We start from the raw sequence: 11,907 nt of genomic DNA on the forward strand, positions 1-11,907 counted from the left end.
ATGGAAACGATAGATCAACTAGACCGGTTTCGGCGAACAGCGCTGCTCCCAGAAGAAGCACAGAAGCTCATTCTAGATCGGGTTAGCCCACTTTCATCTGAATGTGTCCCATTAGCTGAAGCATGGGGGAGGAGGTTGGGGGAGCGTCTTGTCGCTCCTCATCCTTTTCCGCCGTTTCGTCGATCCGGAATGGATGGTTATGCGGTTCGTGTGGGGGATCTGGCACAAGCAACTTCAACAGCACCCGTTTCTTTGACCGTCTTGGAGTCATTACCCGCAGGTGTTGTTCCTTTGTATGCACTTCACTCCGGAGAGGCGACAAGGATCATGACAGGCGGGATGGTGCCGGAAGGTGCGGATGCCGTTGTGATGCTGGAAATGACAACAGTAGAGGAGAGAGAAGGGCAATCCTTCGTCTCGATATCGAAGAGTGTTCCTGTCGGCTTAAATATTGCGGAGATCGGCTGTGAGATTAAGCAGGATGAAGTTTTATTACCAGTGGGCCAAGTAATCGGGTCCGGTGAGTCCGCCCTGCTAGCCTCTTGTGGGTTTGCAGAAGTAGCCGTGATGAGGCGACCGCGCATCGGGATACTCTCAACTGGTAGCGAATTACTGGAGGTGGACGAGCCTTTGCTTCCGGCAAAAATTCGGAATAGCAACGCTCCGATGCTGGCTGCATTAATCAGGGAATGTGGCGGCGAGCCCGTGATGCTTGGTAAGGTTCCAGATGAGGCGACCTCTGCCCAAGCAATAATTAGGCAAGGTCTACAAGCTTGTGATTTGCTGTTGACCTCTGGTGGCGTGTCCGTCGGGGATTATGATGTCATGGTTGATGTTCTCGCTGCATCAGAAGTAGAGCTGCTGTTTAACAAAATCGCGATGCGCCCAGGCAGTCCGACGACGGTTGCCCGACTTCATAACAAGCTAATCATCGCGCTTTCCGGAAATCCTGGTGCTTGCTTCGTTGGTTTTCATTTATTTGCCTCACTCGCTCTTAAAGCGATGCAACAAGTGGCTCAGCCTTGCTTGCAACGCTTTAAGGCTTATTTAGGAACGGATTTTCTTAAAGTTAATGCTTACCGTAGATACATCCGAGCTCGAATAGAGCTACGAGACGGAACGATATGGGCTATACCAACTGGCGACGACAAATCAAGCCTCATGACCACGATTGTGAATGCAGATTGTCTGATCGAGATTCCTCCATTGAAGGAAGGTCTGAATAAAGGACATCTAGTTACGGCGTGGAAATTGTGATGTGAGGGGGGAGAAACGTGCAAATCCTACAAGTTGTTGGTTACAAAAATGCGGGCAAAACAACACTAACGTGCGAAATCATTCGGTTGTTAACCTCAAAAGGCAATCAAGTCGGAAGCTTAAAGCATGATGTCCATCATTTCGAACCTGACATCCCGAGCAAAGACACTTGGCAGCATAGGCAAGCCGGTGCATATGTAACGGCTATTACATCGCCAGCTCGTACAGCTTGGGTGCAGGAGCGGTCGACACCCATAGAGCAGCTAGTGTCTGAGATGGAAGCACGTACTCTCGATTATTTAATTATCGAAGGCTTTAAATCTGCGCCATACCCCAAGCTTGTCCTTATTCGTAAGGAAGAGGACTTGGACCTCTTAAAGTTATCAAACATTCAAGCGGTATGTATTCGCGAGCCGAACGAGGTTATAGAAGCTGCGGTTGTCGCACAGAAACTTCCTCTCATTATTCAATCGGATACTCTATCATTTGCTGGTATACTTAAGGTAGTCTTCAATTCATAATCATAATAAATCAGATATCGTAGAATAGGATAACGACTTCAAATGGATTTTTTCTCACTTAAGGAAAGTGAAATCGGCGTCGCTCTGAATGAAGTCCAACAGCAAGCTGTGACTCATACGGAAGGCGCCTTACTGCTTCTTGCCTCTCCCGGTTCAGGAAAGACGACAACAATCATTATGCGAATCGGCTATTTGATCGAAGTGAAAGGTGTATCCTTCTCACGGATTAAGGCTGTTACATTCAGTAGGGCTTCGGCACAGGATATGAAAGAACGGTTTAGACGCTTTTTCCCGAAGTTAGGTCATCAAACACCTGATTTCTCCACAATTCATAGCCTTGCATTCGAGGTGGTAAGGGAGCATTTTCACAATAAGAGAACCTCCTATCGAATGATCGAAAATAATACTGAGCTCGCGAGTGGGCAAGGGAACTATGAGGGCAATGGTCAAGCTGTTCCATTAAACAAGACAAGAATCCTCAGGGATTTATATAAAAGAATTAACAACGATAATATTACGGATGATCAGATGGAGGATTTGACCAGCTATATTAGCTTTATCAAAAATAAGCTAATCCCCTTGGATCAGCTGTCTCAAGCTAAGTGTGACGTTCCAAAAGCAGAACAGATTTTCAAGGAATATGAGCATTTCAAACAATCGGGTACGGCCCAACTGCTCGTCGATTTCGACGATATGCTAACCATCGCACACAAGGCATTCTCGAAGGATACTTCGCTGCTTCGGAAGTTTCAACGTCGTTATGATTATGTGTTAACAGATGAAAGCCAAGATACATCGCTTGTTCAGCATGCGATTATTGAGCAGCTTGTTCAAGCGCATGGCAATTTGTGTGTCGTGGCGGACGATGACCAGTCCATTTACACATGGCGTGCGGCGGAGCCTCAATATTTGCTTGATTTCAAACAGGTGTACAAGGATGCTGCCATTCTGAAAATGGAGCAAAATTATCGTTCCTCTCCGAATATCGTAGACGTGGCGAACCGCTTCATCAAGCGCAACAAAAACCGCTACGACAAAAACATGTTCACGCTGAATCCGCAACATACGCCCATTACGATTACGGGGCTGCCGGACTATAAATATCAAGCGAAATATGTGGTGGAGAAAATCGCACATAAGAATGACTTGAATGAGGTAGCTGTGCTTTACCGTAACAACTCTTCTTCAATTATGTTAATGAATGCATTAGATCGAGCGAGCATTCCTTTCTATATGAAGGATGGGGACAATCGTTTTTTCTCCCATTGGGTTGTGGAGGATATTTTGAATTTCATGCGAATGACCTTTAACGATAGACGTCCCGATATTTTAGAGAAGATTCATACGAAATTTAATGCTTACATTACAAAGCAACAAATGAACATGCTTATTGAGCTAAATGAGGATACGGACGACTCTGTTTTTGATCGATTGCTTAAGCATATTCCCTTACAAGAATATCAGATTAAACAAATAGAAGCAGGAAAAGAAACCATCCAACAGCTGCAAGGTGCAAAGCCTCAGCATGTGATCCAGACAATACGAGATAAGCTAGGGTACGATAAAGCGATCGAGAAAATGTGCGAACGGTTAGGTTTTCGTAAGGAGTATCTCATCGGGATATTGAATACGTTAGAGGAAATTGCGGAGCCATTGAACACGATGGAGGAATTCGCTAAGCGGTTGAAATATTTAGAGCAAAGCATGAAAAATTCCAAGTTCAATAATAACGGAAGCGCCGTAACGTTATCTACTCTTCATAGTTCAAAGGGGCTGGAGTTCGAATACGTCTATATGATCGACTTGGTAGAGGGTGTTATTCCTTCAAGCGATGATCACAAAAAGTTTGAAAAAGGTCAGCTTGAGGAAATGGAGGAGGCTGTTCGGCTTTTCTATGTGGGAATGACCCGGGCCAAACAGCAGTTAGAGCTGCTGTCGTACAAAATGAGAGATGGGGAGCAAGTCCAAACTTCTCAATTCGTGACGAACGTGCAGCACATTCAGAATCCCCCGAAGGATATCCCAAGTCAGCAAGCTGTTGGAACGAAGGTTCGCCAGCTCAAGCCCAAGGCTTCGGTTCCCTACAATCCGAATGCGTTAAAGGATATCGAACAATTCGTAGCCGGTAGCAAAGTTCAGCATCGTGTTTTCGGTAGCGGTGATATCGTTCTGGTCGATGGAGATAGCGTAGAGATTGAATTTCAGGCAGAGACCAAAAGGTTATCCGTTAACATCTGTATAGAGATGGGGTTATTGGAGCCCCATTCGTCATGATCCGGTAGAACGATAGTGTCGGACTCCGAATCTCCACAGAAGCAGACAAGGTATGATGAAGACACATCCTGCAAGAGGTGACAGCATGTACAGGACTGGACTGCCTTCTGTTCGGTCCAGTATATACATCAGTGGCAAATAATTGACGCAACCAAAAGGGATGACATACGTGAAGAAACGGGTAACCCACTTCTGATATATATTTAGCGGGTACTGCGCCATTTCTCTGCCGCCATCGGTGAAAATGCTTGAGATTTCTAGTCCTTGGATCGTCCAGAAGCACATTGTTGCCATTAAGATAAATATACCTGTAAAAATAAAGACGCCGCTCATAATCATGAGAATCAGGGTAACTATTTTCGCGAATGTCCAATCCATGTGGATTTGACTAACCGCCCATGCTAGCACGAGTACACTTTGTAGCAGTCGTCCTATTCGAGTGAATTCGAACTTGGATCCGAGTACCTGAAGGACGGTATTCCTTGGACGTACGAGCAGTCGGTCGAACTCTCCATTAATAACTAAGCTGGAGAACATATCGAAGCCACGAGCAAAGCATTCACTAAGGGCAAAGGCCATATGAATAACGCTAAACACAAGGGCAACCTCATAGAAATCCCAGCCTCTGATTTGTCCAAATCTCTCGAACATGAAGTAAAGCCCAGCGAACACGGAGAAGGGGATAAAAAACTGGCCAAATGATAGTAGCCAGAAAGATGTGCGATACTGCATCTGTGATTTGAACAAAATGAGCAGGTATTTGCCGAACAGTCTCATTTTCCTTACCCTCCTTGTACAACGACTCTTCGAAGGGCTTTACCCATCGTATATTTTCCTAATGCGACTAACACGGTGAGCCACAATAGCTGAAGCGGGATGATCTTCAATGCTTCACTTGTAGAAATATGTCCTGAATACACGCGGAAAGGAAAATCTGCGGTTAATCGAAAAGGGAGAACGTTTACGATAGCTTGAAGCCAATCGGGCATCAATGGAACGGGAATGATCATTCCTGCTAGGAATTCTCCGATGACCGAGAACATAAGCAGTGAGCCAGCAGCGGACATCGTTACAAAGGTAGAAATGTAGATGAGCATGGAGATGGAGATGATGATGAATAGTCCAAGAATAAGGGTGATAACGAATAATAAAGCTGTGACAGCATCGACAGGCATTGAAAGTCGATAGGGTTGCGGTAAGAAAGCGGCGATGAGGATAACAGGAAAGCATCTTAGCATAGCACTCGCTAGGCGTTGTGCAAGCAGCTTAGCGTACCAGAAGCCATAAATACCAGTTGGGCGACATAATTCGTAGGCGATATTACCGCTCGTGATAAGCTGAAACAGCTCATTGTCCCTGAACCAAAGCATGATTAGCGAGAGGAAAGCTTGCTGAAGCCATACATACGTAATAAGCTGCGGTAGAGAGATGGGTTGGGTGACAAGCGCTTGGCTGTAGAAAGCTTCGAATACCATAATGAGGATGAAGCCCCAGAAAAATTGCGTGGCAAGTCCTGCAAGTGCGGCGGAACGATACTGGAGACCATTGACGAGACGCAATCGGAATACGGAGACATAGGCTTTCATGTGATCTGGTACTCCTTGTACATACGGACGATGATTTCCTCAATTGTAGGAATAGAGGCTGCGGAGTCTTCCACATACTGGTCTCTCAATGTGTTTAAATTTCCATCGAAGAGTAATTTTCCTTTACCAATGAGTAGAATTCGATGGGCAAGCGCTTCGATATCGTTCATGTCATGGGTAGTAAGGATGACAGTTACACCCTTCTCCTTGTTAATCCGTGTAATGAATTTTCTGACTGCGATTTTGGAGACGGCGTCAAGCCCAATCGTTGGCTCATCGAGGAACAGAATGCTGGGGCTATGCAGGAGCGAGGCTGCGATCTCGCAGCGCATTCGTTGACCAAGGCTTAACTGTCGAACGGGAGTACGAATAATATCCTCAAGATCTAGTGTTTCTGTAAGTAACTTAAGATTACTTCGATACTCTTCTTCCGGCACATCGTAGATATCGCGTAGTAGCTCAAAGGAATCGATGACGGGCACATCCCACCACAGCTGGGATCTTTGTCCGAATACGACACCAATGTTCTTCACGTAAGCAACGCGGTCAAGCCACGGTGTGTAGCCCATGATGCTGCAAGTACCCTGATCCGGTACGAGTATACCGCTCATTACTTTAATCGTCGTAGATTTTCCAGCCCCATTCGGTCCGATATATCCTACGATTTCACCAGGTGCAATCGAGAAGGAAATATCGTTTAATGCCTCAACCTCTGTATACTCCCTACGAAATAACGCCTTAACTGCACTTCGAACTCCTGAGGTTCTCTTCGCAACCTTGAAGCTCTTGCTAATTCCACTTACGGTTATCAATGGTTTATCCTCCTGATTGGAATAAAAACGAAAGGAAGAAGATATTAACACCTATCTGCAAACGTTGTCAATATGGATTTGGACATTGCTTTTCTCTGCATCTCCCACCTAAGGGTTTTTAAACGGAAAATGGCAGGAGCTTGAGGCAGGAAGCGGCTGGAGATACCTATGTCCCGCGTACTGCCGCTTTAAGCTCCTGTTTAATCTTTCCTATTCAAAACCACTATCCATTTTTATCCCCACATAGTAGAAATGATAACTTATCGCTGAAATCTTCCCTCTTTATAATAGAAGGATAGTAGTTACTTTCAATCTAGCAGTTCTTACAGCTCTTCCTCCTGCTATAATGAGATCACATTCCCCGAGAGGACGGGCGTCAACAGATGAGCTTGAGCAAACGAATTTTCGCCGCTTTTGTCGCGTTTATTATCGTTCCATTGTTTGTATTAGGCAGCGTTTCTTACTTGATGTTCCAGAACGTGACGCAAGAAAAGTATGCGGAACAAACAGAATTGACGCTGAAGGCGATCGGTCGAAACATAAATAACATGATCAAGGAAGCAAACTATTTTTCCGACTTTTGGGTAACGACGAAGGACAGTATAGAGTACGTAGAAAAGTCCATAGACGGTAGCACGCCCGTAGGTACAGAGGCTCCCAAAAGTCCAGATTACGATCAGATGCTTGAGAAGGAGATGCTTCGTAAGCGAGTTCTCCTAACCTATCCGGGTATTAAATCCGTTACGTTATACCGGAACGACAATCAGCAAGTATCCGTTAATTTTACGAACGACACCCCGATTTCTCGTAAGGATTTGGAGAGCAACCCAATCTATAGTGAGGTGTTGAGGAAGAACGGTGCTCCTGTTTGGGTCGGGCCTAATGAAGACGTGAAGCTAACCGGAGAACATGATTATTTCACACAAATCCGTGTCATGCTTGACATTGATTCGCTTAAAAGCAAAGGGATACTCGTCACTCGTTTCCAAATGAACGAGCTGAATCGGATATTTAGCTTCTATAATACCCAAGGTAAAATTGATCGTCGTTTTATGATCGTTTCAGGCAATGGTAATATCGTGTTTGATAATGAAAAGGTCGGTGAAGGCCAACAAATTTCGAAGTTTGTCGATACTGTCAAAGGCATTAAAATGAACAGCGACAAAACGCAAAGCAAGACAATATCTTTCGATGGTCACAAAAGCCTAGTTTCAGTTCAGGATTTGCAGCTGCAACGTCTTGGGGTCGGAGATTGGAAGCTGGTCATGGTTACCTCTTGGCAGTATTTATCAGGGGACATGGCCGTCGTGCTCCGTTGGATGGTTGCCGTGACATCGATTTCGCTTATCCTGGCTTTAGCATTTAACCTCATGTTCATTCGCCGGACGGTCACTTTCATTGTTCGCGTTGTAAGGGCGATGCGCCAAGTGGAGAGAGGGGATCTTTCAACCCGAGTTACAGTTGTCGGGAATGATGAAACGACCGCTCTATCCAAAGGTTTCAATAGCCTGGTCACGCGGGTTGCCGAGCTTCTCGAAGATGTTAAACAGGAGCAGTCACGCAAGCGGAAAGCTGAGATGTTGGTGCTTCAGGCCCAGATTAAGCCTCATTTTCTGTTTAATGCGCTCGAGTCCATTAATATTTTGGCTGTCCAGAACGAAGGGCGCAAGGTAAGTAAGATGGTGCAGAGGCTGGCGAATATTTTCCGTATTAGCATTCAGCAGAAAGAAGAAATTACGATCGAGCAGGAGCTAGAGCATTTAACAAGCTACTTAGAAATTCAGAAGTACCGTTTCGAGGAATTATTCGAATATACATTGGATATTCCAAGAGAACTTAGGAGCAGCACCATATTGAAGCTAACGCTGCAGCCTCTTGTAGAGAACAGCATCCAGCATGGGTTCGAAGGGATTGATTACATGGGTCAGATCCATGTTAAAGCCCGCGAGGAAGGCAACAATATCGCTTTTTATATTGAGGATAATGGCATCGGTATCCCTGAGCAACAGATGGCGAAATTCGCAACAAGCGGAATAACAACTTTGCTCGAAATGTATGAAGAATCACCGGAAACCGGTGAACGTCGGGGACTCGGAGTTGGCAATGTCGCGGATCGCTTGCGGATCCATTACGGGAACGGTTACGGAATTATTTTGTGCAGCGCACCGGGACAAGGTACAGTCATTAAATGTCTGATACCACAAAGCAGTGGGGAGTGACGATTAATGAGACTTAAGGCGCTTTTAGTAGATGATGAAGTGAATATATTGAAAAATCTGCAAGCTGTTATTCCATGGGATGCCCTCGACATTGAATTAATCGGAACAGCTCGAAATGGGGAGCAAGCTCTCGAACTGGCAAAGGCGATGAGACCGCAGCTTATATTGTGCGATATTCGCATGCCAGTGATGGATGGTATCGAATTTTTGGGTGCCCTACGCGAATTCGATACTGAAGCTGAAGTCATCATGATGACAGGATATCAGGATTTCAGTTATGTTCGCTCTGTTATTCGATATGAAGTGAAGGATTATATTCTAAAACCGATCGATTATGAGGAGCTTGTGGAGACGATCAAACGTCTTGCAGAGGGAGTTCGGGAAAGAAGTCTTGAGCAACACTCTATGCAGCAGGAATGGAAGCAAGTATTTCATCTGGCATACGAGAAGGTACTATATGATCAGATTGTTGATCTCGGGGGCTCCTCAGGTCGTCCCTTCGTGAAGCTAAATGAACTAGAAAGCGATAACTTAGCATTTGCCATGATGCTTATTGATGTAGCTGATTATTCTAAGCGGGAGAGATCCTGGGATGACAAAGAACGCAAGCTCTGGAACTTTGCCATTCAGAATATTTTGCAGGAGAATCTTACAGCCTTCGGTGTGTCTTATGCCGTGCTACAAGTACGTAGCGGGGAATGGTGTATACTAATAGAGCGAAATCCGCCGGATTTCTACGACCTCCAACTATGCTTGACCTGGGCAGAGAAGCTTCGCCAAGCCGTGGAAAGTTATCTTAAGCTTAGTATTAGGGTTGCTCTTCATCCTTCGGAGGTATGTCTAAAGCAGCTAGCTAAGACGTATAAAAGCTTGCAACGTTCATTAAATTTATCTCCATCAGCCAATACGAGTGTCATTGTGTCAGAGAAGGTTAGAGGAAATGCAGATACTTCCCAGCATCTATGGGATCGGATAGAAGAGATGGTTACAGGGTTGAAAAGGTGCGATCGCCATCGAACTGAAACCGCTTTGAAGGAATTAAACGATAGCTTTCGTTTGCTGCCCGAGACATCATTCGAGCGTGTTGTCCCGATCTTACATTATTTGTGTCTTCATCTCCTACGTGAGATGAAGGAGATGGAAGTTATAAATCGTGATGAAGAAGTTGCGGTATGGAGCCAGATCGATCAGCATCAAGGCATTCGTGAAACGCTACTCGTTATTAACCGACTTATGGATCACTCGCTGGAGGTCGTGATGAAGAAGAAGACCAGTGATGTTCTTATGTTATCGGCTAGAGATTATATCGAACGGAACTTGTCAGCAGAGCTCAGCATCGATCTGCTTGCCGAGTATTTAGGAATAAGCGGAAGTTATTTCAGCCTCCTGTTCAAGCAGCATATAGGTGAAACCTTTGTTGAATATGTAACGAAGCAGAGGATGGAAATGGCCAAATCGATGCTCTCTCTGAGTGATAAGAGCGTCACGCAAGTGGGTCAGATGGTTGGTTATGTAGAAAGACGTTATTTCACCAGAGTATTCAGTAAATACACAGGGATGCTTCCGTCGGAGTTTCGTGAACGGCAACAGAATCAAGTAGGATCAGAACCGCCAGCATGGACGAATCATGAGGAGAGTGTAAAATGACGACAAATATAAGCTTCGATCAATTAGATTTAAAAGGTAAAATTGGGCAACTATTTATTTGCGGATTCGATGGCTTGGAGCCAACGAGTGACATTATTCATTTAATTAAAGATTACGGACTTGGCGGTATTATTTACTTCCGTAGAAACTTAAGTGACGCAGCTCAAGTAGACGAACTGTCAAGCAAGCTTCAAGAGGCTGCTACTCATCCTTTGTTTATTGCGATCGATCAAGAAGGTGGCATGGTTGTTCGCTTAGAGGAAGGCGTAACCGTTATGCCGGGAGCAATGGCACAAGGCGCAGCGGATAATGTGGAATTATCTTTCGAGGCAGCTAAGTGGTCGGGAGCGGAAATGCGCGAGATTGGCATAAACATGAACTTTGCTCCTTGTCTTGATGTTAACAACAATCCTCAGAATCCAGTTATCGGAGTCCGTTCCTATGGAGAGGACCCGAGTCATGTTGCTAAATTAGGAACAGCTGCTATTGATGGCTATCGTGAAGGGGGTATCGTTGCAGTCGCTAAGCATTTTCCAGGCCATGGGGATACGGCGGTTGATTCCCATCATGAAGTTCCTTTAGTCCCTCATGGTATTGACCGACTAAATGAAGTTGAGCTCCTGCCATTCCGACGGGCGATTGAACAACATGTTGATGCGATTATGACGGCTCACGTTGTGTTCCCTGCCTTCGAATCCGACAGCATCCCAGCAACTCTCTCGGAACGCATATTGACGGGCCTCTTGCGCAATCAATTAGGATTCCAAGGTGTTATCGTAACAGACTGCCTGGAGATGAACGCTATTGCAGAGACACTAGGAGTAGCTAGAGGTGCGGTAGAAGCCATTAAAGCGGGAGCGGATCTCATCTTAGTGAGCCACCGTGTAGTCCGTCAGAAGGCTGCTCTTGAAGCTGTAATGGAAGCTGTAATGACCGGTGAAATTCCTGAGTCGCGAATAAATGAGGCTGCTAAGCGAATTTGGGAGCTTAAGCAAGCACGAGGATTGTTCCAGAATACAGTTACGGAAACAAATCTAGCTCGGGCTGAGGAAGTGAAACGACAGCTATGTGAAGCCGCGGTTACGGTAGTGAAGGGCCATAACGAAATTCCGTTGTCCAAGGATGGCAAAACAGTTGTCGTATGGACCGAGGCGCGTGTGGGTACAGAAGTCATTGAGGTCATCTCTCAAGAGTGGACGATAGGCGCTGCTCTTGCCGAATTGGGCTATGAAATACAAGAGGTTAGAATTGGCATTGATCCGACAGCTGAAGATGCGGCAGCGGTTCGTTCAGCGGCGGAAGGATGCAAGTCCGTCGTATTTGCCTCCTACGATGCTGGATTCTCCTCTGGACAGACGGAACTGATCCGTGAGTTGTCGGGGAATGGAAGCTATAAGTTCGTATGGGTGTCGACGAGAACGCCATATGATTTATTAGTTGCCCCAGAAGCTCCAATTTATTTATGCACCTATGAGAATAAGCCGGCTATGATGACAGCATTAGCAGGTGTATTGTCTGGTGAAATTCCTGTTCAAGCGAAATTACCAGTTACGATTGGTGACTATAAGCGGGTATCCGCAGGGGAGTAATT

General features: G+C 45.5%; 9 protein-coding genes. 6 read left to right on the plus strand and 3 right to left on the minus strand.

Annotated features, from left to right (window positions below):
- Genes M1K58_RS17125 through M1K58_RS17135 form a run of 3 tightly spaced genes read left to right on the plus strand, consistent with a single transcriptional unit; the run spans position 1 to position 4,052 of the window.
- Positions 1-1,257, plus strand: coding sequence for a molybdopterin molybdotransferase MoeA (locus tag M1K58_RS17125; protein WP_256760057.1), 1,257 nt, complete (start codon positions 1-3; stop codon positions 1,255-1,257).
- Positions 1,258-1,274: 17 nt separating this feature from the next.
- Positions 1,275-1,778: a molybdopterin-guanine dinucleotide biosynthesis protein B gene (gene mobB, locus M1K58_RS17130; protein ID WP_256760058.1), complete on the plus strand. Its 504-nt coding sequence runs from the start codon at positions 1,275-1,277 to the stop codon at positions 1,776-1,778.
- Positions 1,779-1,820: 42 nt separating this feature from the next.
- Positions 1,821-4,052 carry an ATP-dependent helicase gene (locus M1K58_RS17135; RefSeq protein ID WP_256760059.1) on the plus strand — a complete coding sequence of 744 codons (2,232 nt, stop codon included), beginning with the start codon at positions 1,821-1,823 and terminating at the stop codon, positions 4,050-4,052.
- Here the strand turns inward: M1K58_RS17135 and M1K58_RS17140 are convergent.
- Genes M1K58_RS17140 through M1K58_RS17150 form a run of 3 tightly spaced genes read right to left on the minus strand, consistent with a single transcriptional unit; the run spans position 4,047 to position 6,450 of the window.
- The gene (locus tag M1K58_RS17140; protein ID WP_256760060.1) at positions 4,047-4,829 is read right to left on the minus strand and encodes an ABC transporter permease; all 783 of its coding nucleotides are present in this window, start codon (positions 4,827-4,829) and stop codon (positions 4,047-4,049) included. The two genes, M1K58_RS17135 and M1K58_RS17140, sit on opposite strands and share 6 nt — an antisense overlap.
- Positions 4,830-4,834: 5 nt before the next feature.
- Positions 4,835-5,638 (minus strand): ABC transporter permease, encoded by an 804-nt coding sequence (locus M1K58_RS17145; protein WP_256760061.1) that lies wholly within the window; start codon positions 5,636-5,638, stop codon positions 4,835-4,837.
- Positions 5,635-6,450, minus strand: coding sequence for an ABC transporter ATP-binding protein (locus M1K58_RS17150; RefSeq protein ID WP_256760062.1), 816 nt, complete (start codon positions 6,448-6,450; stop codon positions 5,635-5,637). Before M1K58_RS17150 ends, M1K58_RS17145 begins: the two co-directional genes overlap by 4 nt.
- Positions 6,451-6,833: 383 nt before the next feature.
- On the opposite strand from M1K58_RS17150, the gene M1K58_RS17155 reads away from it, so the two are divergent.
- From M1K58_RS17155 to nagZ, 3 genes are read left to right on the plus strand one after another with little or no spacing between them, the layout of a single operon-like run.
- Positions 6,834-8,669 carry a cache domain-containing sensor histidine kinase gene (locus tag M1K58_RS17155; protein WP_256760063.1) on the plus strand — a complete coding sequence of 612 codons (1,836 nt, stop codon included), beginning with the start codon at positions 6,834-6,836 and terminating at the stop codon, positions 8,667-8,669.
- A 6-nt stretch (positions 8,670-8,675) separates the two neighbouring features.
- On the plus strand, positions 8,676-10,316 hold the full coding sequence (locus M1K58_RS17160) for a response regulator (RefSeq protein WP_256760064.1): 1,641 nt from the start codon (positions 8,676-8,678) through the stop codon (positions 10,314-10,316).
- A complete protein-coding gene (gene nagZ / locus M1K58_RS17165) occupies positions 10,313-11,905 on the plus strand; it encodes a beta-N-acetylhexosaminidase (RefSeq protein ID WP_256760065.1) in 1,593 nt (530 codons plus the stop codon). The genes M1K58_RS17160 and nagZ overlap by 4 nt, the downstream gene beginning before the upstream one ends.
- Positions 11,906-11,907: the final 2 nt, after the last annotated feature.

Origin of the sequence: Cohnella sp. WQ 127256, from assembly GCF_024519285.1 — a bacterium.
Classification (GTDB): Bacteria; Bacillota; Bacilli; order Paenibacillales; family Paenibacillaceae; genus Cohnella.

Excerpts from the sequence above, each read along its gene's own strand:
- nagZ (WP_256760065.1), top strand. The coding sequence starts at position 10,313 with ATGACGACAAATATAAGCTTCGATCAATTAGATTTAAAAGGTAAAATT.
- M1K58_RS17145 (WP_256760061.1), bottom strand. The coding sequence starts at position 5,638 with ATGAAAGCCTATGTCTCCGTATTCCGATTGCGTCTCGTCAATGGTCTC.
- M1K58_RS17135 (WP_256760059.1), top strand. The coding sequence starts at position 1,821 with ATGGATTTTTTCTCACTTAAGGAAAGTGAAATCGGCGTCGCTCTGAAT.
- M1K58_RS17160 (WP_256760064.1), top strand. The coding sequence starts at position 8,676 with ATGAGACTTAAGGCGCTTTTAGTAGATGATGAAGTGAATATATTGAAA.
- M1K58_RS17140 (WP_256760060.1), bottom strand. The coding sequence starts at position 4,829 with ATGAGACTGTTCGGCAAATACCTGCTCATTTTGTTCAAATCACAGATG.
- M1K58_RS17155 (WP_256760063.1), top strand. The coding sequence starts at position 6,834 with ATGAGCTTGAGCAAACGAATTTTCGCCGCTTTTGTCGCGTTTATTATC.
- M1K58_RS17125 (WP_256760057.1), top strand. The coding sequence starts at position 1 with ATGGAAACGATAGATCAACTAGACCGGTTTCGGCGAACAGCGCTGCTC.